The organism is Clostridium gasigenes, assembly GCF_017348895.1.
GTDB classification, from domain to species: Bacteria; Bacillota; Clostridia; order Clostridiales; family Clostridiaceae; genus Clostridium; species Clostridium gasigenes.
Map to the genome: position 1 here is coordinate 2691904 of NZ_CP071376.1, position 24234 is coordinate 2716137.

Below are 24234 nucleotides of genomic sequence, written 5' to 3' on the forward strand. Positions count from 1 at the left end.
TTACTATACTATAATAATATAAAAAACACAGAGTTATTGTGACTCTGTGTTTTTGTATATTTAAATAAAATAAAATATTTTAAAAAATAAATATTAGTTTAGCTTAAAAATCTTCTTTAAGCTTTAATAAGCCCTCAGACATTTCTTCTTCTTGAGTATTATCAACAGAAGCATTAGGGATGGTATCTACTCCTTCTGTTTTGGAATAGTTACCAGTTGTACATGGACGTGGACATGGACATGGACGTGGGCTTGGACAATAAATTGGGCAATGTTTATATTTATATATTGAGAAACAAAGCTTTAATACAAATTTTTCAGTGAAAGTATCGAATAGTCCATCTGGGCATTCATGTCTATTAAGAGCAAGTTCGCAAATGGAATATCCTTCTAATTCAGCAAATGCAGGTTTGTTTAAAGGCGTAAATTGATTATGAACTTTTGCACAATCAGCGTCTCCCATTATTCCTTTATCACAAACATTATCACCCATTGTGTTTTCAAGGAATACTTTTTCAGATTCTTCTTTCTCGTGTAAATGTCCAAGATCTAAGTGATGCAATGGAGTTGAGAAACAAAAAGGAACAATTACTTCTATATCTCTAACTTCATTTCTAACAACGGGACAACATACAGTAGTCCCTGGAGTTATAGGGGTTGTATACATAATATTTTTTTTAACAAAACCCTCAACTATTAATTGCTTGCATACAACTTTAGCTTGAGTAACAATAACTTTTCTTTGAATTTTTTTTATTTCAGAAAATCTTTCGTCACATGGAAATTTTACGTCATCAATAATCACTCCGCCAACATGGACAAAACCAACTCTAACAGGAAGTTTTGCTTTTGGTGGATGAGAAGGCCAAGCAAAGCCAGTATCATTACAATTTTTAGTAGCTATTTTTATAGTTTCATCATTACAATTAATATCAGAACATGGATCACAATTCATAAAAATCACCTCATAAATTTTTTTTAGTTGCTTTTAATATATAATAGTGCAATATATGACTATATGTTACAAATTTATTACTATATATTAATTAAGGTAATTATTAATCTACTAAAAGGATAGAAAATTTACTAAAGTTAAATGTATAGTTATATATTGTAGTAAACTCTGTTTTTTATAAGTACTATAATAATATAAAAAACACAGAGTTATTTTAACTCTGTGTTTTTATATATTTAAATGAAATAAGGCATTTTCAAAAAAAAACTAGCAATATATATCGAACCTTAGATTGCTATTTTTTTGATGATTAATACTATTTAGATATTTAAATAGAAAAATAAATATTAGTTTAATCTAAAAATCTTCTTTAAGCTTTAATAAGCCTTCAGACATTTCTTCTTCTTGAGTACTATCAATAGAATCAATAGGATCAGTATCTACTCCGTCTGTTGTTAAATAGATATCCTTTGAACCTGGGCAGTAAACTGGACAATGCTTATATTTATATATTGAGAAGCAAAGTTTTAATACAAATTTTTCAGTGAAAGTATCGAATAGTCCATCTGGGCATTCATGTCTATTAAGAGCAAGTTCGCAAATGGAATATCCTTCTAATTCAGCAAATGCAGGCTTGTTTAAAGGCGTAAATTGATTATGAACTTTTGCACAATCAGCGTCTCCCATTATTCCTTTATCACAAACATTATCACCCATTGTGTTTTCAAGGAATACTTTTTCAGATTCTTCTTTCTCGTGTAAATGTCCAAGATCTAAGTGATGCAATGGAGTTGAGAAACAAAAAGGAACAATTACTTCTATATCTCTAACTTCATTTCTAACAACGGGACAACATACAGTAGTCCCTGGAGTTATAGGGGTTGTATACATAATATTTTTTTTAACAAAACCCTCAACTATTAATTGCTTGCATACAACTTTAGCTTGAGTAACAATAACTTTTCTTTGAATTTTTTTTATTTCAGAAAATCTTTCGTCACATGGAAATTTTACGTCATCAATAATCACTCCGCCAACATGGACAAAACCAACTCTAACAGGAAGTTTTGCTTTTGGTGGATGAGAAGGCCAAGCAAAGCCAGTATCATTACAATTTTTAGTAGTTATTTTTATAGTTTCATCATTACAATTAATATCAGAACATGGATTACAATTATTATTCATAAAAATCACCTCATAATTTTTTTTAGTTACTTTTAAGATATAATACTGCAATATATAACTATATGTTACAAATTTCCTACTATATATTAATTAAGGTAATTGTTAATCTACTAAGAAGGATAGAGAATTTACTAAAGTTAAATGTATAGTTATATATTGTAGTAAACTCTGTTTTTTATAAGTACTATAATAATATAAAAAACACAGAGTTATTGTAACTCTGTGTTTTTATACATTTAAATGAAATAAGGCATTTCCAAAAAAATAACTAGCCAATATACATCTAACCTTAGACTGCTATTTTTTCTGCTGACTAATATTATTTAAATATTTAAATTGAAAAGTAAATATTAGTTTAATCTAAAAATCTTCTTTAAGCTTTAATAGGCCTTCAGACATTTCTTCTTCTTGAGTATTATCAATAGAATCAATAGAATCAGTATCTATTCCGTCTGATGTTAAATAGATATCCTTTGAACCTGGGCAGTAAACTGGACAATGCTTATATTTATATATTGAGAAGCAAAGCTTTAATACAAATTTTTCAGTGAAAGTATCGAATAGTCCATCTGGGCAGCCATGTCTATTAAGAGCAAGTTCGCAAATAGAATATCCTTCTAATTCAGCAAATGCAGGTTTGTTTAAAGGAGTAAATTGATTATGAACTTTTGCACAATCAGCGTCTCCCATTATTCCTTTATCACAAACATTATCACCCATTGTATTTTCAAGGAATACTTTTTCAGATTCTTCTTTCTCGTGTAAATGTCCAAGATCTAAGTGATGCAATGGAGTTGAGAAACAAAAAGGAACAATTACTTCTATATCTCTAACTTCATTTCTAACAACGGGACAACATACAGTAGTCCCTGGAGTTATAGGGGTTGTATACATAATATTCTTTTGTATAAAGCCTTCAACTACTAATTGTTTGCATACAATTTTAGCTTGAGTAACAACAACTTTTCTTTGGATTTTCTTTATTTCAGAAAATCTTTCGTTATTTGGAAATGTTACGTTATCAATAATTACTTCACCAACATGAGCAAAACCAACTCTAACAGGAAGTTTTGCTTTTAGTGGATGAGAAGGCCAAGAAAAACCAGTATCATTACAATTTTTAACAGTTGTTTTTATAGTTTCATCATTACAATTAATATCAGAACATGGATTACAATTATTTTTCATAAAAATCACCTCATAATTTTTTTTAGTTACTTTTGATATATAATACTGCAATATATAACTAGATGTTACAAATTTCTTGATATATTAATTGAGGTGATTATTAATCTTCTAAAAGGATAGAGAATTTACTAAAGTTAAAGGTCTAATTAGAGAATTCCGGTAAGTAATTTACGGTGCCAGAAATATTTTCTAAAGAATTTTCTCTAAGTTCTAAAATCATGTAAGATTCATCTGAAACTTCGAAAGGAGATTTTATATTGAAGCTACTAGCTTTTTTGAAATCAAATTTTAAGTAGTAATCACTATGACCAAGGACTACTACAAATTTATAACCAAGAGCCTTAGCTAGGAGTAAGCCTTGATGGATTAATGCAGTACCTACACCTTGGTTTTGATAACTTGGCTTTACTGATAATGGGGCAATGGTAAGTCCACCTAGGTAATCAATATCGCCTTTAACTATTATTTCACTAAAAAGTATATGACCTGCAATTTCATCAATATCTTCGGCAATTAATGAAAGTTCATTTATATGTCTTGGATTTTTTCGGATTTTTTCAACTAATTCTTTTTCAAAATTATTATTGAATGCTTCTTCTATAAGTAAATTAATTTCATTAAAATCATTCGAATTTTCTCGTCTTAGTATCATAAAATATCACCAATCCTTTTTCTATATTACATAATAATAGCTAAAAAAAATAATAAGTACAATATTTTTGTTTAAAAAAAATTAATTATGGAAAAATATACTATAAGGGATAAAAATAAATTTTTTATATAAATTATTAATGTTTTCACTAGAAAAAGGTAGTGAAAATGGTTGGAAAAGATATATAATATAAAAATATAATTATATATATAATAAAAGGAGAATCTTAAATGAGTTATATTTTACTAATAATTGGATTTGTGCTTCTTATTAAAGGGGCAGACATATTTGTAGATGGAGCATCTGAGATAGCTAAAAAGTTTAAAATACCAGAGATAATAGTTGGACTTACCATAGTATCTATAGGAACTAGTGCGCCAGAACTTGCGGTTAGTATAATTTCATCTTTAAAAGGCTCTAATGAAATAACAATGGGAAATATAATAGGATCAAATATATTTAATACACTTATGGTTTTAGGTATAACATCAATAATAATGCCTATAGTAATAAAGAAGTCTAGTATAAGTAAAGATTTTATTATAACTGTAATAGTAGCGATATTATTATTGGTACTTACTTTTGGAGACCTACTTTGGGGTGGAACTTCACAAATAAGTACATTAAATGGTATTGTATTATTAATTCTTTGTATAGGGTATTTATTATTATTATTATTAGATACAAAGAAAAGTAATTCACTCGTTGAAAATATAGAAAGTGAAGAACCTCAAGAAGAAATACAAATATTAACTTGTATAATAAAGATTTTGATTGGAGTTGCAGGAGTTGTTAGTGGTGGAGAAATGGTAGTAAATGCTGCTACAAATATAGCTACAACATTTGGAATGAGTCAAAAGCTTATTGGATTAACAATTATAGCTGTTGGAACATCATTACCAGAACTGGTTACATCGATTATAGCTGCAATTAAAGGGAAAAATGATATAGCTCTTGGAAATGTATTTGGATCAAATATATTTAACATGCTCTTAATACTTGGAACAGCAGCAAGTATTAATCCAATACCAGTATTGCCACAACTTGGAATAGATCTCATATTTCTAATAGTTGTCACATTAATACTCGGAGGGTTTATGTTTGTTGGGAAAAAGGGTAAGAGTAAATTAAGCAGAAAAGAAGGGCTAATTTTAGTATTAATGTATGTAGTATATATTGTTTATATAGTAATTAGAAATTAATAAATAAATATATATAGTTTATATTTATTGCTAATTATAAACTCAGATGGTAATATTGATATAGAAAAAGAGTTTTAAGTAATAAATAGTATAAAATAAGAATAGTATTTAAGGATGAGAAATATGAAAAATAAAATAAAATTTGATATAGGATATGAGCGATACAATGAGTTTAACCTAGTTATAATTATGCTTGCAACTATGGTTATTTTTTTGCCTATAATAGCTTATTTAATTAGACTCATAATACCTAATATGATTAGATGTTTTTATTATGAATTTACTTCTAACCCGTGTCCATTTTGTGGAGTAACAAGTGATATAAGAAATATAATTAAGGGAAACATATTTGCGCCTAAGTATAATATGATTTCTATGCCTGTTCTAATATGTTCAGTTTTAGAAATTATAGGTAGGGTTAGTCTAATATGTAACAAAAGTAAGCTTAAATACATAGACTTAAGAGTGAATGTTTTCAGAGTAGATTTTATATATCATGGCATTATATTTATGCTAATACTTATTTATATTTTAGCTTTTTTTATGTTTCATTTAAGAAGATTTTAATTACTTAAAATTACTTTGAAAAATATTAAAATAGAGGGGATGTTTTTAATATGGATATTGCAGCATTAGTTTTGGGAATAGTTGGAATGCTTTTTAGCTTTTTCTGTGGGCTTATAACTATGATAACGGCACCAATAGGGTTAACACTTGGAATTATTGATTTAGTTAAAAAGAAAAAAGAAAATATGACAAACAATGGTATGGCTATATCAGGGATAATACTTTGTAGTTTATCTTTAGTTATAGCTGTTATAATGTTTTTTGTATTGCTTTCTATAGGTAATAGTTTATCTTATTAGAGACATTTAAAAGAGGGGCTGGTAACATTAACTATGTTACCAGCCCCTCTTTATTAGTAACTATTTTCTGAAGATAAATATGATTTAGAATACCATGAAAACCTTTAAAGACAATAAATTCTAATTAATAAAAATTATTACAAAGTATTTCATTTTGAACAAAAGTATCATATAATTATATAAAATTAAGGCATCTGAAAAAAACAGTTAGTGAAATAACAGTTATGGTTCAAAATACATTAGCTTAATAACTAGTTATTTTTGAATATGCCAAAAACTACATGGAGGAAATTATGATAACTTTTTTAAAAAATGAAGCAGATAGATGTTTAATGTGCAAAAATCCAAGGTGTAAACAGCATTGTCCAATAAGCACACCTATACCAGAAGTAATTGCATTATATAAAGAGGGCAAAATAAAGGAAGCTGGAGAAATGCTTTTTAAAAATAATCCTTTATCCTTAATATGTTCAATAGTATGCCCTCACGAAGAGCAATGCAAGGGGAATTGTATTAGAGGAATAAAAGGTGAACCTGTACATTTCTATGAAATAGAAAAGGAAATATCTACTGAATTTCTAGAAAAAGCAGAAATAATAGTTGAAAATAAATTAAAAGATAGAATAGCAATAATCGGTGGAGGCCCTGCAGGAATTACAATTGCATTTGTACTTGCAACTAAAGGATATAAAGTAACTATATTTGATAGTCATGAAAAAATAGGTGGAGTTTTAAGATATGGTATTCCAGAATTTAGACTTCCAAGAACTATTATAGATGAACTTGAAAATAAGCTTATTCAAGTAGGTGTTAAGATAAGACCAAATACTTTAATAGGACCGGTTGTTACCTTAGATAAATTATTTGAGGATGGTTATAGGGCAGCGTTTATAGGTACAGGAGTTTGGAACCCAAGAACTTTAGATATCAAGGGAGAAACTTTAGGTAATTCGCATTATGCAATAGATTATTTAAAATCTCCAAGTGTATATAGATTAGGTACTAAAGTTTGTGTTATTGGAGCGGGAAATGTTGCTATGGATGCAGCTAGAACGGCAAAACAAAATGGAGCAAAAGAAGTCTATGTATTATATAGAAAAGGCGTTGAAGATATGCCTGCAACAAAAGTAGAAATAGAAGAAGCTAAGGCTGATGGAATTGAGTTTAAATTATATAAGGCTCCTCTTGAAATTACTGAAGAGGGAGTTAGATATATAGAAACTAAAAAAGTAGTTTTAGAAGATGGAAGGGTTGATTTAGTTTCAATAGAAGGTTCAGAAAATATATTTGAATGTGATTCTGTAATTATAGCTATTAGTCAATTACCTAAAAATAATATAGTAAATAACACTAAGGGGCTTGAAACTAATAAATCGGGATTGTTACTTGCAGATCATACAGGGCATACAACTAGAAATGGTGTTTTTGCATCTGGAGATGTAGTAACTGGAGCTAAAACTGTTGTTCAAGCTGTTGCAGATGCGAAAAATGTAGCAGAGGCTATAGATGAATATTGCAATAAACTTAGGGCACTTTAAAAAAATAACTAAGAAATTTTAATAGGTGTTTTTTATTGGAAAATTATATATTAATTACAATGAATTTTAAAATGAAATTAGAGCAAAATAGAATTATTAAGGAAGAGCAAGAAAATAACTAGCAGATAAGCTGGTAGATTTCTTGTTACATTCTTTAAATAATAAGGAGGTGTAGGTAATATGAGTAATGCTGAAGAAAAAACATCTTATAAAAATAATAAACATAGCGATGAATCTGGTTGTGGACACAAACATTCAAAGGATGAAAGTTCTTCACATCAAGGCTCTCAACATGGTGATGAAAAAACAGCAACAAACAATGAATGGACTTCAACTAATTTAAAATAACCATGAATATTACAATATGAATTAAGCATCAAAATCATAATGTAAAACTAAAATAACTAAAATCAAATTAGTAATGTGAAAAGTGGATTCAATAATATGAATCCACTTTTTGTGTTTTATATAAAATATTAATAATATATCTCAAAACATAAATATTAAATCTAAATTAGTAAGGAATATTTTATTTATTATCTTTAAAAGTGGTTAAAAAATTATTAAGTATTTTAGCTGTTAATCCCCAAATGACATAATCATTATAAATGTAAAATTGAGTTGGATAAGGAGAAGTCCTAAATTTGTAATTAGGGTCTTGAATTAAATCAAAAGGAAAATCATCACATCTATTAATACCGATAGTATTAATGTATTCTAAAGGAGCATATTTCAACAAAAAGTCTATGGGAACTAAAAATATATGATCAACCTCATCTTTGTTAATATGTAAATCTTCTATGCTTTTTAACCAGCCAACATAAGGATTAATTATAAAATTAAATGGAGATACAAATAAATCTAAAGGTGATATTATTTCTATATCATTATCATTTATTCCGAGTTCCTCACAAGTTTCACGAATAGCTGCATCATAGGTAGATTCATTATTTTCAATTCCTCCACCTGGAAAACAAATTTCTCCAGGTTGTGATCTTAGAGTTTTAGCTCTTACCTCAAAAAGTATATGTGTCTTATTATCCTTTTCTACTAAAGGTATTAAAATAGAATATTTCTTCATATTTTCAGCTCCATTAATATATGGAGTAAAGTTTTTAAACGCCTTATATAAATTTTCTTTCATAAAATCACCTCATAAAAGTTTATAAATTAATAATATCAAAATATACTACATTATAAAACCTAAATAAGTTGATTTGATATTAAAAATAAAAATATGTATATAATTTCAAAAAAGTGTCTAGAATAATAATGTAGGTAGTTAGTATAGGACAGCATACTATTTTGACTGACTATAAGGCGTTATAACGTAAGTTATAACGCCTTTAATTTTAGAAAATTTTTTAAAAAGTAATATAATATGAAAGCTTATTCCTCTTTTATTGAAGTAGCATAGAATATAGTAAATACAGAATAAAGGAGGGGGACATACTGTGAGATTATTTCAAGTTAGTTTAATGATAACAATAGGAGTTCTTATGGCTATAATAGATGTTACTCCATATTTAAGAACTCAAAAAGCTATAAAAAAAGCAAAAGAAGTAAAGGATACTCTTAAAAGTGATTTTAAATAAAATATAAATAGTTTTTTTTATAAGGTCATGCTATAATGCAATTAGAAGTAATAAAAAAATCAATATTTATGGAGGAATTAAATTGGATAATATTCGTGAATTTAAACCAAAGAAGAGTTCATTTGTTAAATACTTAAAATTTTTAATTGGAGCATATGCATTAGTTGGAGTTATTTTATTTTTAGGTGGTAACCTAATATTAGATGTTACATTAAGCATATTTTATGTGATAGGTATATTTGTGGTGGTAAGTATTGCATATTCATTGATGACATTTGATAAAAAATATGGAATGGCAGGAATTATAGCTGTAGTTATATATTTTGCATTGATAATTGTCTCTAGTCCAATTATAAATTATAAAGCACATAGAGGCTTGATTGGTGAAGTAAAAGAAGTTGATTTTACAAGTCAGATAGAATATATTGATCTTAAGCAATTACCAACTATAGATAAAGATGTTGCTTATAAATTAGCAGATAAAAAACTTGGAGAAATCTCAAGTTTAGGTAGTCAAGTTACTATTGGTGATTTAAATTTACAAAGTGTTAATGGACAACTATACTATGTTGCTCCACTTGAACATTCATCATTATTCAAATGGCTAACTAATAATGATGGTACTCCAGGGTACATAAAAGTTAGTGCCACAAACCAAAGTGATGTTCAATTAATTACAGAGATAGAAGGAAAAGAATTAAAAATAAAATATCTAAAATCAGCATATTTATTAGATGATTTAAATAGAGCAGCTTATTTTAGGGATATGAAAGCAGGACACACTGATTATACCTTTGAATTAGATGACTCAGGAAATCCATATTGGACTATTACTAGATATGATAATGCTGTTGGAATAGCTGAAGCAAAAGCAATAGGAACATTAGTTATAAATTCTCAAACAGGAGAATCACAAGTTTATGATATTGAAAATACTCCAAAGTGGGTAGATAGAATACAACCAGATAAGTATATTAAGGGTTATGTAGATAAATGGGGAAAATTAGTTCATGGTATATTTAATTTTAACGATAAAGATAAATTGAAGAGTACAGAGGGAATGAATTTAATATTTAATAAAGATATTTGTTATTATTATACAGGAGTAACTTCAGTTGGTAATGATGAAGGATTAGTAGGATTTACATTAACAAATACAAGAACAGGAGAAACTACTTTCTATAAAACAGCAGGAGCAACTGAAACTGCAAGTATGCAATCTGCTGAAGGTAAGGTACAACAATTTGGATATAAAGCAACATTCCCATATTTAATTAATATTCAAAATGAACCAACTTACTTTATAACATTAAAAGATTCAAATGGACTTGTAAAACAATATGCAATGGTAAATGTTAAAAATTATAATATAGTAGGTGTTGGAGATTCTCTTCAAGGCACATTAAACAAATATTTAGAAGGTTTAACAAATACTAATATATCTTTAGAAGGTTCAAGTAGTGAAGAAACGCTTGAGAGTGAAGTTGAAAGAATAGGGCTTGTTGTTAAAGATGGAACAAGTATATATGATATAAAATTAAAAGGAAATGATCATATTTTTTCAATTTCAACAGAAACATCAAGAGAAGTAGCATTAACTTCCCTTGGAGATAAGGTTAAGGTTAAGTATATAAAAGTTGGAGAGGGTAGATTTGTTTTAACAAACTCCTTTGAAAATATAACAATAAAATTAGTAGAAAAATCAGAAACTGAAAAAACAGATACTCCAGTAGTGCCTGAAGTACCTATAAAAACAGGATCATAATAAAATAATAAAAAAGAAACTCGAAAAATTTCGGGTTTCTTTTTTATTAGAGCTAAAAAAATAACCAGTCAAAGGTTTAAAGGTATCATATAACTATACAATGTGTATGGAGGTATTTCTAGGTACATTATCCCAAATCCACTTAGCGTTTTCTTTAGCGAGCCTTACGCAACCATCAGAGATAGCCATGCCAAGTCTACCATCTTTTATAGATCCATCTAAATTATAAATAATTGAATGGAATAAGTAATTGTTTTTTATTTGGCTATAGTACCAACATTTATAACCTCTATTAACTCCGAAATAAAGACCTTTAATTCCTAATTTAAAGTCGCCTTTAATAGTAGGGGTAGATGGCTTTCCAATACTACATAGGTAACTGCGCGAAAGCTTCCACTTATTATTAGAGCCTTCAAAAATGTTTGTCCTAAAATTTTTAGTATCAACGTAAATAAAATAATAGGTATCACTAGTAAAGTTATTACTATTGACAAGATTTGTAATAGTGGTTAAATAATCCTTATCAGATTTATACTCCCTAAGGATAGTATTTAATTTATAGTTAATATTTCTATAAAAATTTTTAAAGTAATGAGTTAAGTAATTAGCCATAAAAACACTCCTAAAAACTTATATATATAATATTATAATCAATGATTAAGAAAGTGTGAGTTTGTCCATAATTTAAAAAAAGGGAGGTTTTAAATTATGGTTAAAATTTATATTGATGGTGGATGTAAAAGAAAAGGTATGTTTTCAGGAGTATATTGCAATTGTAAAGATATTAATATTAATTATTCCAAAAGAGTAGGACAAGGGTTAAAGAAAAATTCTCAGGAATTAGCGTTATGTCATGCTATTGAAATTATTAAAAGACTTGGAATAAATGAAGAAATAAAAATTTATTCATCTAATAATAAATTATCAGAAATATTAACAAGAAAAATAATTACTGATAAAGATATTAAAGAATTTCCAATGATTAATGAAATAAATAGATTTATGCAAAGTAATAACATTGAGTTAGAGTTTATATCAAAAAGAAAAAATAAATGTAGAAATTTAATAAAGGAAGGGGATAAAGGTATATTCTATAATGAAGTAGGTATAGTAAGTCTACAGGATTTAGAAACTAAAAAAGGAAGATTAATGAAGGTTATATTTAATGGCCCAAGTAATGGAATTATTAATTATGAAGAAGTTATAGCGTAATTTATTAAGGCATTTTTAAAGAATATTATGTTCCAGTAGATAAGTATAGGGCGGATATAATTTTAGAAAATGAAAAAAATAACTATATATGTAAGTAATAAGGCGTCATAAAATAAATAAAAATAGGGAATCTAACAAAAGGTTCCCTATTTTTCATATGTTTTAATTTAATAAAGTGTAACTTTATTAAATTATATTTAGTTTATAAAAGATTATAATAGTCTAAATACCTACGGTCAAAATCTTCAGGCCTAATATCATTAGTTGGGCTATGTGGTTTTTGAGGCGTATTGCCCCAAAGGTTTTCTATTTTAGTTTTAATTGGTGCAAGTGTTTTAACTTCTAAGGTTACTTTTCTATTAAAGATTACCTCATTAGTATTTTCACTTATTATTTTTTTTCTTACTTGAATTAGATCTTCTAAGCTATGCATTAATATATAAGCTTTTTTTCTGCCTAGGTTTACATTTCTTGATTCATCTTTATCTAAACTAAGCATGAATACTATTCCAGTGAAATGTTCAAAGACATCTTTTTCCTTTTGCAACTCTTCTTTAAAAAAATCAGTTATATCTGGTATATTTGCTTCTATCATATTTTCTTTAGCTTGTATTTTGTACTCTAATGCCTTATGAACTATACAAGCACTTTTGTGATTAAATAATATATTACTCATTTAGTAACTCCTCTTTATATGAAATATTAATGATTAGAATTTTTTTTGTTTTTAAATATTATTATATTAATTAAGTTCTATTATCCCAATGTAAGGAGTTGAGTATAGCATAAGTTTTTCCTAGTTTCAAATAAACTTAGGTGATAGTTATATAAGTAATTCAGAAAAAATGAAGTAATATTAAATTCTCTTTAACTATACAATAAGACTTATTTGTTGTTTATTTATAAATAAGTCTTATTAAAAAATAACTTAACGCTAAGAAAGCGTAATTTCATTTAAATTATTTGATGGTGTATTACATGAACCATTAGTACATAAATAATAAGTGGTTTTATCATTTTTCATAGTATAGTTTTTAGTAAATGGAATTAGGTTTTCTAGTTCTTTTTCATTTTCTTTAGTTTTAACTACAATTGTTAAATTAGGTGTGAATTTATTTTTCAAAGTGATTTTAAGAGCTTCTAATTCGCTATTATCGTTAGCAACTACTACTAATTCTTTTGAAGGATAAAGCATTTCCATTAAAGCTATAACATAAAAACTATAACCAATAGGCATTTTTTTAACTGTTCCATAGAAAGCAGTAAGCTGTTTAAAGGCGTATTCTTCTAAATTTTTATCGGCCGTTAATTTGTATAGCTTAACTAAGTTAAAACTTGCGACAGAGTTCCCTGAAGGCAATGCACCATCATAAATATCCTTAGGGTTAGCAATTAAAGTTTTAGAATCCCTACCATTTAGGAAGAAGCCATGATTTTTTGTATCCCAAAATAAATCAATCATATCTTTATTAAGTTTTAAAGCTTCTTTTAAATATTTAACATCAAAAGTAGAATTGTAAAGTTCCGTTAATGACCAAACTAGGTATGCATAATCATCTAAATAGCCTAAGTATTTAGAATCACCATCCCTAAACCGGGCAAGTAATCTACCATTATCATTAGTTAGTTTTTCTTTAATAAAGTTTAAAGCTTTTTTTGCAGCGTGAAGATATTTTTCATCTCCTAAAACTTTATATCCTTTTGCAAGAGCTGTAATCATTAAAGCATTCCAAGATGTTAGTATTTTATCATCCTTATGAAGTTTAGTTCTTAAATTTCTATATTCAAAGACTTTATCTCTAAGAGACTTTATTTTTTCATCTTCTTTATTATAAGCATAGTTATCTATTAAGTTTAAAATGTTTGAACCTTCAAAATTACCTTCTGGAGTAACCCCATAGTAATTATTAAAGTAAGCTCCATCTTCATCACCAAGAAGTACTAGGATTTCAGCTGGGTTAAATACATAAAATTTACCTTCAATTCCATCACTATCAGCATCTTCAGCAGAATAAAAACCACCTTCCTCACTTGCCATTTGAGTTAGAATATATTCAAATGTATTTACACATATGGTTTTGTATAAAGGGTTTTTAGTTTGCTCATATGTTTCTAAATAGGTTATTAATAAAAGTGCATTATCATATAACATTTTTTCGAAGTGGGGAATAAGCCATGCTTCATCTGTAGCATATCTAGAAAAACCATATCCTATATGGTCATAAATACCACCTTTAAACATTGAATTAAGAGTTTTCTCCACCATTTCTAAAGGATTTATCATATTTTCATTAATACCAAATCTTAATAAAAACATTAATTTATGAGCAGATGGGAACTTTGGAGCATCTCCAAAACCACCATTAGTTGAATCAAACATTTGGCTAGATAATAAAAATGTATCTTTAACAGGTGTTTTTGTTAATTCTTCACTAGAATTTTCTGGAGAAAAATCATCTTTTATAGACTCTAGTATTCTATTTCCAGATTGAATAATTTCATCCTTAGAAGTACACCATTTGCTACCTATGGATTTAAGGATTTGAAGCAAACCGGGTTTCCCATATTTATTATCCTTTGGAAAATAAGTTCCTGCATAAAATGGTATTTGATCAGGGGTCATAAGTATTGTTAAAGGCCATCCGCCTTGTCCTGTAAGACGCTGGCAAACTGTCATGTATATACTGTCTATATCAGGGCGTTCTTCTCTATCAACCTTAATAGCTATGAAATTATTATTCATTAAATCAGCGACTTCAATATCTTCAAAGCTTTCATGAGCCATAACGTGGCACCAATGACAAGTGCTATATCCAATGCTTAAAAAGATAGGCTTGTTTTCTGCCTTAGATTTTTCAAAAGCCTCACCTGACCAACTAAACCAGTTAATTGGATTATAAGCATGTTGAAGAAGATAAGGTGATTTTTCTTTAATTAAATGATTTGTTTTTTTATTCAAATTCGAACACCTCCTAAGTATTATTCTGCCTAAATTTATAATTATTATAACTTATAAAAGTATGTTGCAGATAAAAATTAAGTGATATTTAATTATTTTTACTATTTGTTGGGTAACATAAATACAAGTTTATAAATAATAAATTTTATTAATTACAACTTATATATACATAAAGGTTAAGGTGGATTTTTATTTATCATAATTCAAGTAATGTTAATAATCAAATTTTTATATAGGAGGAAAAATTTTTATGGACAAAAAAAGACTTATAGCTTTAGTTGCAGTAGTTACTACTATGTTTGCTGGGTTTGGAAATACGGCAGAATCTCAAACCATAATAAAAGGAGATGTTAAAGTTGGTATGGTTACAGATTCAAATAATATTGATGATAAATCATTTAATCAAGGTACTTGGGAAGGTATAGAAAGAGCAGCAAAAGATTTCAATTTAGATAGTAAATATTTAAAATCACTTAGCGAAACAGAAGATGAATATACTAAAGCAATTGATAGATTAGTTGATTTGGGATTTAACTTTATAGTAACTCCAGGATTTGCATTTCGGACTACTATATTCAAAGCTCAAGAAAAATATAAAGACATAAAATTTGTTTTATTAGATGGATCTCCTGTTGAAGGTGGAATAGCTGGTGAAAAAGTAAAAGTTGGAGATAACACAGTTTCGATATTATTCGCAGAACATGAAGCTGGTTTTATAGCAGGGGTGGCAACAGCTCTTAAAATGAAAGATGGCAATGTAGGGTTTATTGGAGGAATGGAAACACCACCAGTACAAAGATTTAATTGGGGATTCCAACAAGGTATAAAATATGCAAATTCTAACTTAGGAACTAACATAGAATTAAAATCAGAAAATATTATATACCAAGGTTCATTTACTAATGTTGCTGAAGCTCAACAATTAGCTGCTGAAATGTATGATAGAGGAGTTAAAGCTATATTCTGTGCTGCTGGCAACTTATGTAATGGCGCTATAAACGAAGCTAAAGAAAGAGCTAGTTTAGGTAAAGAAGCTTGGATAGTTGGTGCTGATAAAGATCAATATGATAGTGGCATATATAAAGGTAAGCAATCGGTTGTTATAACTTCAGCCATTAAGAACCTAGACAGTGTAACTTATAATATGATTAAAGATGCTACTGAAGAAAAATTTCAAGGTGGAAAAATTTTAATTTATGATGTTAAAAATGATGGTGTAGGTATACCAAAAAAAAATCCAAACCTAACCGAAGATACAATGAAAAAAGTTGATGAGATATATGGAAAAATTAAATCGGGTGATATAAAAGTATCAGCAGAAAAAGGCGACTTAATAAAATAATAAAGACTTGATTGGATCCAAGTCTTAAAAATTGTTGTAAATAATGGATATTTAATTATTAAGCAACTTATTTTTTTAAAATGACTAAAGAGGTGTATAATAGTATAGACTCTGTACAAGAGAGGAGACCAGTTTATGGGAAGAGGTAAAAAACAAGTAGTAGAGGATAATATTGATAAAAGAGAATCAGGATATTATTCAACACCGAGGTTTGTAGCAGATTATGTCTCCAAAAGAATGCTAGAAATTAATCCTTCTGGTAAAAAAGTTTTAGATCCATGTTGTGGCAAAGAAGAACTTCTTAACATATTTTTAAAAGAGAGTATGCTAATAGACGGATTTGATATAAATACATATAGCCATAATTATAAATGTAATTTTAAAGAAAAAGATTTTTTAAGATTTTATGGAGATAGGAAAAATAAAAAATTAAATAATATGCAGCTAAAATATGATTACTTTATTGCAAATCCTCCATATAATTGTCATGAAGTAGAATTAATAAAGGGCAACAAGACGGATCTTAAAAAGATTTTTAGTGATGTAGGAATTTATAATACATATAGCATGTTTATTTCAGCTATAATTGATTTAGCAAAACCTAATGCAATTATTGGATTAATTACACATGATTCATTTTTCACGGCAAAATATCATGAATCATTAAGAAGAAAAATAGTTAAAGAATGTGCAATTCATGAAATAACAATGTGTCCAACAGATTTATTTAAGGAGCAAGGGGCCGATGTAAGAACTAGTATAATAATTTTACAAAAGGGAATAAAAAATCAAAAATATATTAGAGTAAATAATAGAGTAACATCTACAAAAGAATTTAGAGAACTTATAGAAGGTGGAAGTGGTAGTGAAAATATAACTAGCCTTAAAAATATACTATTAGATACGCCTTATGATAATCTTGAATTTATTATAGACTGTAATGAAGAAATTAAAAAAATATTTAAAATGGAGAGAATTTCAAATGAATTCAAATGTGTAACAGGAATATCAACTGGAAATGATAAAAAGTATTTATCAACTGAAAAAATAGAACCATATATAATACCTTACTATAAAAATCCTGGAAACAATAGATTTTATACAAATAACTACATATACATACATAAGAGTTTTTTGGAAATACAAAAAGATATTAAAAATTTTATGGTTAGAAATAAAGAATTATTATTTTTACCTGGAATAACATGTTCATCAGTAGGAGTGAATTTTACTGCAGCTAAACTTCCAAAAGGTAGTGCTTTTGGAGTTAATCCTAATATTATATGTAAAGAAGAAGATTCATGGTGGCTGATGGCTTACTTAAATTCATCGCTAGTTACATATTTAGTAAGAGGAATATTATTAAGAAGTAATATGATTACATCGGGATATGTTTCAAGAATTCCATTGATAAACTTTACAAAGCTAGAGAAAGAGGAACTTAGTAAGTTGTCTAAAGAAGCATATACACAGGCTAAGGAAGGCGAAGATATAAGTAATTCATTAATTAATATTAATTCAATAGTATATAAAGCTTGTAAATTATCAGAAGAAACTATAAGAAAAGTAAGTGAATTTGAAAAAAAGATAGTTAAGAAAGTTTAAAAATAAAAGGTTGAAAAATATTAGGTAGCTAAAAGTGAGAAGATTTTCAGCTACCATTAGGTATATAAATTTTATAAAATTCTCATAAATGCTAAAACTATTAGCAATACTCCAGAAAGCCAAGAAAGATTAAAATTCATTTTTTCAACGAATTTTCTGCCTATAAATACACCTAGTAAGATTGAAATAATACCTATAATCAAACAAAAAAATATAACCTGTATAAGATTAATAGTTATTAAACTACTTCCAAAACCAACGGCTAAACTATCTAATGAAAGTGCAAGGGATAAATAAAATGCTTCTTTAGGACTAAGAGTTTTTGAATTGTCAAAGTCGGCTTTTATTTCATCTGCATAAACTTCCATTACAAATTTAAAGTCAAATAACTTGAAAGTTAAAGGTTTATGTGAATTTGAACGTTTTAGTATATAACCTTTAAATATACATTCAAATAGTCTATAAATACCAAGCCAAAGCAAAATTGTAAAACTAAAAATCACAGCTATATTTCCAGGAATAAAATCTTTTATTATTGATCCAATAGCTAATGAAAAGCCTAAAACTAAAGCGGAAACTATATCGATAATTAAAGCCGATTTTAAAGGAATTTTAATTTTATTAGTTCCATATGCAATACTAGCTACGAAAGAATCTAGTGATATGGATAACGCTAATAATAGTGATGCAAACATAAAAACACCTCGTAAATTATTGTAATTAATAATAATTTATGAAAATAATAGGACTTTAGTGACAAAAAATGTGTTATAATATCATTTGCAAACTATATTTTATAAAATATAGGGATGGCTTAATAAAAATAATAAGTTTATAAATTTACATTTAGGCATTTGAAAAAATAAGCCAAGGTGCCTTAAATTAAAATGTGAAACGAATGGGAAGAGTTAAAAAATATGAGTAGATGGGGAAAATCTATTAAGTCAATGAAAATAGTTTTGATATTAGTTATTATGATTGTAATTGGAAATGATTTATTTCTTATAGCGAAAATAAACTTAACAGAAAGTAAAGTTGCTAAGTCTTATTTTTCAAATAATTACTTTATAGAAGCAAGCAATGAAGAAATGAAAATAGAAAATTTTAAAGAATATATGCTAATGGAAGGCTGGAGCTTTTCAGAAAATTATTATGGAACAATAATTTTTAGAAAAGGAAATTTACAAAAAGAGATACCAGTATATAGATTAATAAAAATTTAGGTATCTTAAAAAAAATAATAATACAAGGTGTGATATATATTTTGTGGCTTCTATGAATGAAGTATAATGCAAAATAGATTAGCATAGTGGATTGTTATTTTTTTTATCGAAAATTGAAGGAAAAAATATAAAAATTTGTAGCAAAAATATATTTTAATATATAGAATAATAAAGTATAATTACAATAAAATATTTTAAAGAGGTTTAAAGAGGAGATAATTATTATGGATGAAACAAATGTAGAAATAGAAGAAGAAAGAGTTATAAGAACATTCTTAGATGAAGATGGAAATAAGGTACAATTTGAAGCAATAGCTGAAATATATTTAGAAAAGCAGGGATATCTTTTATTAGCACCAATGAATGATGAAGAATCAGAAGATGTTTTTGTTTTTAGAATGGATGAAATAGATGGAAAAGAAGAACTAAATATTGTAGAAGATGATAAAGAATTTATAGCTGTAAAAAAAGAATATAAAAAATTATTATATTAAGGGGTGTAAAAATATGAAAAGTACAGAAATATTAAGCATATTAGAAAAAAATGGTTTATCAGAAATTGAAGAATTAAAAAATGAAGAGGATCATATATTAGTAAAGTTCTATTTTGATTTTGATAATGTAGTTTTAAATGCGGCAAAAGCTTATTCAAATGAAGAAAGTGATTATGAATTTGAAAGTAAAGAATGGTTCTCGGAGTATTTTATACCATATCTTTATGATTATGCAAACGATGAAGTATTAGAAATAGTAGAAGAAATAGTAGAAGAAATAGATATTGAAGGGGAACTTATGGCATTCCAAATAGATAATAAAAATTCTAATTTTGTTCAATTTATGGCATTATTTACAGAAAGAGAGAATACGTTAACAATAGAGGAAGCAGTAAAGGATTTCATTTAATATATATAGTTAAGGTTTGAATTAAAAAATATACTTGAAATATTAATAATATATGCTATAATAAAGTCATACTAAATCCTAGGATGTGCGCTAAGCTTGAGATGTTCAACCTACATTAATTATTCGGGATTTGCGATAGCTTTTAAATATGCCGGGCTTCAAAAATTCGCTTTTTAGCGGCAGAAGATGGCAGAGGTAAAGTGAGCTTAACCCACCTGCGAGACGCAGGTATGAATATCTAAGCCACCGGCATTTCGGGAATAGCATATGCATTTAGCACCTCATTTTATATGGGGTGTTTTTTTATATTTTTGAATATAAAAAATAACCTAGGATAAAATAAAACCTTGCAAGTTTTAAATTTCATAAGTTATTTTTAATTATAAACAATTTATTAAATATTAAAATATATCTAAGCAATTTTTTTCAACCTTTTTAAGTCTTTGGATATAGTTAGGCAATTAGGGGTTGATTCATTTTTAATATGGTTAATGTAAAGTATTTTTTGACTTGTATAAACTAGCCTGTCTAAGTTTTGTGAAAGATAAAGTATAAGTCTATTTCGTGGAGAAAAAAATTTTAAAAGAAAATTTAAAAGCTTTTTTCTTATTATTATATCTTTTTCAAGAGAACGGTTAATCATTAATATCACCTCTTTAAATATTACAAAATATTATTGTTTGTAACATAATTATATCAAATAGGATAAAAATGTAAAACAAAACCGTTTTACAAATAGCTACAAAAAAATGCAAATAGTTACAAATGCTATCCTGTAAATTAAAAAAAATAAAAAAGTCCTTGTCGATAAAAAACTAACTTACCACAAATGTCAAATAAAATGGAATTTAAGTAACAAAATGTAAAAAATATAAAATGTCGAATTTTTATAAGTTGATATTAAAGTAAATAGAAGGTAAAATATATACATAGATAATAAATAAACAAAAGGAAAAAAAGGAGAAAATGATATGGATTACAAAGATACTAAAATAGATGATATAATAAAGATGATAAATGAGTTATATAAGAAGTCAAAAGAAGAAGGGTTAAGTGAAGAGGAAAAAGTAGAACAAGAAAACCTAAGAAGAGTATATATAGATAATATTAAGTCGAATTTTAAAGTTCAATTAGATGGAGTTAAGCCAAATAATCCGGTTAAACCATCTTTAAAAAAATAAAACTAATAATTAAAGGGTGATGATGAATGTCAGTTACAGTAGAAAAACTAATAAAAGACTTTGATCTAGAAGTTTTGGGATCAGGAGAAAAAGATACTATGGTATCAGTAAATGATATTAATAGACCCGGGTTACAATTAGCAGGTTTTTATAACTATTTTTCTCCAGAAAGAATACAAGTTATAGGTAAGGCTGAGTGGAGCTTTTTAGATGATATGCAAATAGAACTAAGAAAAAAAAGAATTAATAAATATTTTAGCTTTAATTTAAAGTGTTTAATAATTACAAGAGGGTTAGAACCCCACGAGGAAGTTATGAAAGCAGCTAAAAAAAATAAAATATGGATATTAAGAAGTAAGCTTGTAACAACTAAATTTATGAGCAAACTTACAATATATCTTGCAGATAAGCTTGCACCAGAAACAAGATTACATGGAGTATTAGTTGATGTTTATGGAATTGGAATTTTAATAACTGGTGAAAGTGGTATAGGTAAAAGTGAAACGGCTTTAGAACTTATAAAAAGAGGCCATAGACTTATAACGGATGATGCAGTAGATATTAGAGAAATTGATGGGGACTTAATAGGAACATCGCCTAAGATAACTATAGGGATGTTAGAGGTTAGAGGAATAGGTATTATAGATGTATCATCGTTGTATGGGTTAAGTTCAATATTGCAATCAAAGGGTGTTACACTAATAATGCATTTTGAGCACTGGAAAGATGATGGAGATTATGATAGATTAGGGCTTGATAAAGAATATCAAGAAATACTAGGCGTTAAAGTTAGAAGATTAAGAATTCCAGTAAGACCAGGTAGGAATATAGCTGTGATAATAGAAGCGGCCGCAGTAAATTACAGATATTCATTAATGTCTGAAGTTACTCCTGTAGATATTATAGAAAGTAGAATGGGAAAACCTGATGAGGAATAAACTAACAAGATGACTAAATAATATTTAAATGTAGGAGGGTTAAATATGAGTGATAAAGATAAGAATGCTTGGTTAAAGTATGATGAGAATGGAATAGAAGAAATATTTGATTTCTGTAATGGTTATAAAGAATATACATCAGTATGTAAAACAGAAAGGGAATCAGTATTAACTGCTATAGATATGATTGAAGCTATGGGATATAGGGATTTAGATGAAATAATAGAAAATAGTGAAACTTTAAAACCAGGAGATAAAGTGTACTCAAATAATAAAGATAAAACATTAGTAGCATTTTTAATTGGGAAAAATCCTATTAAAGATGGTATGAGAATAATAGGATCACATGTAGATTCACCAAGATTGGATTTAAAGCAAAATCCATTATATGAAGATGGAGAGCTAGCTTTAATGGAAACTCACTATTATGGTGGAATTAAAAAATATCAATGGGTTGCAACTCCTTTATCATTACATGGAGTTGTTATTAAGAAAGATGGAACTAAAATTGATGTTGTAATTGGTGAAGATGATAATGATCCTGTAATTGGAGTTTCAGATCTTTTAGTTCATTTAGCTGGAGAGCAACTACAAAAGAAAGCAAATGAAGTTATTGCAGGGGAAGATTTAAACATATTAGTTGGAAACATACCTGCTGTAGGTGAAGAAAAAGATGCTGTTAAAAAGAACATATTAAATCTTTTGAAAGAAAAGTATGATTTTGAAGAAGCAGATTTTATGTCAGCAGAAATAGAAGTAGTGCCAGCTGGTAAATCAAGAGATTATGGATTAGATAAGAGCATGATTATGGCTTATGGTCAAGATGATAGAGTTTGTGCTTACACATCTATAATGGCATTACTAGAATTAGACCAAGTAGAATATACTTCAGCAGTTTTACTAGTGGATAAAGAAGAAGTAGGAAGCCAAGGGGCAACTGGAATGCATTCAAGATTCTTTGAAAATATAGTAGCTGAACTTATGGATAGAGCAGGGGAATACTCTGAGCTTAATTTAAGACGTGGACTATCAAATTCAAAAATGTTATCAGCGGATGTATCAGTAGCTTATGATCCTAATTATCCAAATGTTTCAGAAAAAAGAAATACAGCATACTTTGGGAGAGGACTGGTATTTAGTAAATATACTGGGTCAAGAGGTAAAAGTGGTTGTAATGATGCCAATCCGGAATTTATGGCATGGCTTAGAGATGTAATGGATAGTGAGAATGTATCTTATCAAACTGCAGAACTTGGAAAAGTAGATCAAGGTGGTGGCGGTACTATAGCTTATATTTTAGCTCAGTACAATATGGAAGTTATAGATTGTGGAGTAGCACTTCATAATATGCATGCACCATGGGAAGTTGCAAGTAAAGTTGATATTTATGAAACAATGAAAGGCTACAGAGCCTTCTTAAAAGCAGAATAAAGTTTTAATAAAGGACATTTAAATGAATAGTAAGTCAGTAGGGCATTATATTTATTTAAATGTAGCTAATACAAAAAGACCCTTCTTTTTCACAGGATTTACATTGTATGAATATAATGTAGTATAAATGAAAAAAGGGAGGGTCTTTTTATGAAGAGTTTTGACTGGTCAAGATTTAAAAATTATGGTCTGTGGGTTTCGATTATAGCCTTAATACCACTTTTATTAAATGCATGTGGAGTAGAGGTAGTAGCAGAGCAGTACCAATTAATAACAAACACTATTTTATCAACATTAGTAGCACTTGGGGTTGTAAGTAATCCAACAACATCTACAAAATGGTTTAATGATGATAAAAAAGAAGCGCAACTACCTGAAGAAAATAAATAGTTAAAATATTAGCCTGTAGCGCATTGCTACAGGCTTTAGATATTTTTAAAATACCTTCAGTATTTCTGATTTGTTATTTTAAAAAAACTCTTGTATTATTTTTT

26 protein-coding genes are annotated in these 24234 nt (G+C 27.6%); 17 read left to right on the top strand and 9 right to left on the bottom strand.

The features are described from left to right. Positions 1-103: 103 nt before the first annotated feature. From J1C67_RS12535 to J1C67_RS12550, 4 genes are all read right to left on the bottom strand, one after another. A complete protein-coding gene (locus J1C67_RS12535; RefSeq protein ID WP_089965106.1) occupies positions 104-955 on the bottom strand; it encodes an SPOCS domain-containing protein in 852 nt (283 codons plus the stop codon). Positions 956-1312: 357 nt separating this feature from the next. Beyond that, entirely contained in the window at positions 1313-2140 is an 828-nt protein-coding gene (locus tag J1C67_RS12540; protein WP_207253506.1) for an SPOCS domain-containing protein, read from the bottom strand. Between the two features lie 360 nt (positions 2141-2500). Beyond that, entirely contained in the window at positions 2501-3328 is an 828-nt protein-coding gene (locus J1C67_RS12545; protein WP_167867454.1) for a hypothetical protein, read from the bottom strand. Between the two features lie 142 nt (positions 3329-3470). Beyond that, on the bottom strand, positions 3471-3980 hold the full coding sequence (locus J1C67_RS12550; RefSeq protein ID WP_167867455.1) for a GNAT family N-acetyltransferase: 510 nt from the start codon (positions 3978-3980) through the stop codon (positions 3471-3473). A gap of 230 nt (positions 3981-4210) precedes the next feature. On the opposite strand from J1C67_RS12550, the gene J1C67_RS12555 reads away from it, so the two are divergent. The 5 genes from J1C67_RS12555 to J1C67_RS12575 all read left to right on the top strand — a co-directional run bounded on the left by J1C67_RS12555 (position 4211) and on the right by J1C67_RS12575 (position 7934). Continuing rightward, positions 4211-5182: a calcium/sodium antiporter gene (locus tag J1C67_RS12555; protein ID WP_167867456.1), complete on the top strand. Its 972-nt coding sequence runs from the start codon at positions 4211-4213 to the stop codon at positions 5180-5182. 123 nt (positions 5183-5305) lie between these two features. After that, entirely contained in the window at positions 5306-5749 is a 444-nt protein-coding gene (locus tag J1C67_RS12560) for a hypothetical protein (protein WP_089965116.1), read from the top strand. Positions 5750-5799: 50 nt separating this feature from the next. Further along, complete coding sequence (locus J1C67_RS12565; RefSeq protein ID WP_167867457.1) at positions 5800-6048, top strand: DUF4190 domain-containing protein; 249 nt, start codon at positions 5800-5802, stop codon at positions 6046-6048. 293 nt (positions 6049-6341) lie between these two features. Further along, positions 6342-7586 (top strand): NAD(P)-dependent oxidoreductase, encoded by a 1245-nt coding sequence (locus tag J1C67_RS12570; protein ID WP_243176862.1) that lies wholly within the window; start codon positions 6342-6344, stop codon positions 7584-7586. 180 nt (positions 7587-7766) lie between these two features. Next, positions 7767-7934, top strand: a complete 168-nt coding sequence (locus J1C67_RS12575; protein ID WP_167867459.1) for a hypothetical protein — start codon at positions 7767-7769, stop codon at positions 7932-7934. A gap of 181 nt (positions 7935-8115) precedes the next feature. Here the strand turns inward: J1C67_RS12575 and J1C67_RS12580 are convergent, their stop codons facing one another. After that, positions 8116-8730: an NUDIX hydrolase gene (locus J1C67_RS12580; RefSeq protein WP_167867460.1), complete on the bottom strand. Its 615-nt coding sequence runs from the start codon at positions 8728-8730 to the stop codon at positions 8116-8118. 310 nt (positions 8731-9040) lie between these two features. Between J1C67_RS12580 and J1C67_RS12585 the strand changes: the two genes are divergently transcribed. Next, a complete protein-coding gene (locus tag J1C67_RS12585) occupies positions 9041-9181 on the top strand; it encodes a hypothetical protein (protein ID WP_167867461.1) in 141 nt (46 codons plus the stop codon). Positions 9182-9263: 82 nt separating this feature from the next. Further along, entirely contained in the window at positions 9264-10946 is a 1683-nt protein-coding gene (locus J1C67_RS12590) for a cell shape-determining protein (protein WP_167867462.1), read from the top strand. Between the two features lie 93 nt (positions 10947-11039). Here the strand turns inward: J1C67_RS12590 and J1C67_RS12595 are convergent, their stop codons facing one another. Next, on the bottom strand, positions 11040-11558 hold the full coding sequence (locus J1C67_RS12595; RefSeq protein WP_167867463.1) for a L,D-transpeptidase: 519 nt from the start codon (positions 11556-11558) through the stop codon (positions 11040-11042). A 96-nt stretch (positions 11559-11654) separates the two neighbouring features. Between J1C67_RS12595 and J1C67_RS12600 the strand changes: the two genes are divergently transcribed. Further along, a complete protein-coding gene (locus J1C67_RS12600; protein ID WP_167867464.1) occupies positions 11655-12158 on the top strand; it encodes a ribonuclease H family protein in 504 nt (167 codons plus the stop codon). 202 nt (positions 12159-12360) lie between these two features. On the opposite strand, the gene J1C67_RS12605 is transcribed toward J1C67_RS12600, so the two are convergent. Next, positions 12361-12834 carry a hypothetical protein gene (locus J1C67_RS12605; protein ID WP_167867465.1) on the bottom strand — a complete coding sequence of 158 codons (474 nt, stop codon included), beginning with the start codon at positions 12832-12834 and terminating at the stop codon, positions 12361-12363. 258 nt (positions 12835-13092) lie between these two features. Next, positions 13093-15117, bottom strand: coding sequence for a thioredoxin domain-containing protein (locus J1C67_RS12610; RefSeq protein WP_167867466.1), 2025 nt, complete (start codon positions 15115-15117; stop codon positions 13093-13095). A 250-nt stretch (positions 15118-15367) separates the two neighbouring features. Between J1C67_RS12610 and J1C67_RS12615 the strand changes: the two genes are divergently transcribed. Together J1C67_RS12615 and J1C67_RS12620 are read left to right on the top strand one after the other, a co-directional pair. After that, a complete protein-coding gene (locus J1C67_RS12615; RefSeq protein WP_167867467.1) occupies positions 15368-16459 on the top strand; it encodes a BMP family lipoprotein in 1092 nt (363 codons plus the stop codon). 135 nt (positions 16460-16594) lie between these two features. After that, positions 16595-18064, top strand: a complete 1470-nt coding sequence (locus tag J1C67_RS12620; RefSeq protein ID WP_167867468.1) for an HsdM family class I SAM-dependent methyltransferase — start codon at positions 16595-16597, stop codon at positions 18062-18064. 71 nt (positions 18065-18135) lie between these two features. Here the strand turns inward: J1C67_RS12620 and ytaF are convergent, their stop codons facing one another. Next, positions 18136-18759 (bottom strand): sporulation membrane protein YtaF, encoded by a 624-nt coding sequence (gene ytaF, locus J1C67_RS12625; protein ID WP_167867469.1) that lies wholly within the window; start codon positions 18757-18759, stop codon positions 18136-18138. A gap of 222 nt (positions 18760-18981) precedes the next feature. On the opposite strand from ytaF, the gene J1C67_RS12630 reads away from it, so the two are divergent. From J1C67_RS12630 to J1C67_RS12660, 7 genes are all read left to right on the top strand, one after another. Beyond that, on the top strand, positions 18982-19287 hold the full coding sequence (locus J1C67_RS12630) for a hypothetical protein (protein ID WP_167867470.1): 306 nt from the start codon (positions 18982-18984) through the stop codon (positions 19285-19287). A gap of 224 nt (positions 19288-19511) precedes the next feature. Beyond that, positions 19512-19781: a DUF1292 domain-containing protein gene (locus J1C67_RS12635; RefSeq protein ID WP_089965211.1), complete on the top strand. Its 270-nt coding sequence runs from the start codon at positions 19512-19514 to the stop codon at positions 19779-19781. A gap of 13 nt (positions 19782-19794) precedes the next feature. Beyond that, positions 19795-20190, top strand: a complete 396-nt coding sequence (locus J1C67_RS12640; RefSeq protein WP_167867471.1) for a hypothetical protein — start codon at positions 19795-19797, stop codon at positions 20188-20190. Between the two features lie 971 nt (positions 20191-21161). Then, the gene (locus J1C67_RS12645) at positions 21162-21371 is read left to right on the top strand and encodes a DUF896 domain-containing protein (protein WP_089965217.1); all 210 of its coding nucleotides are present in this window, start codon (positions 21162-21164) and stop codon (positions 21369-21371) included. A gap of 26 nt (positions 21372-21397) precedes the next feature. After that, positions 21398-22309, top strand: a complete 912-nt coding sequence (gene hprK / locus J1C67_RS12650) for an HPr(Ser) kinase/phosphatase (protein WP_167867472.1) — start codon at positions 21398-21400, stop codon at positions 22307-22309. A 45-nt stretch (positions 22310-22354) separates the two neighbouring features. Further along, entirely contained in the window at positions 22355-23740 is a 1386-nt protein-coding gene (locus J1C67_RS12655; RefSeq protein WP_167867473.1) for an aminopeptidase, read from the top strand. Positions 23741-23890: 150 nt separating this feature from the next. After that, positions 23891-24130, top strand: a complete 240-nt coding sequence (locus J1C67_RS12660) for a phage holin family protein (protein WP_089965222.1) — start codon at positions 23891-23893, stop codon at positions 24128-24130. Positions 24131-24234: the final 104 nt, after the last annotated feature.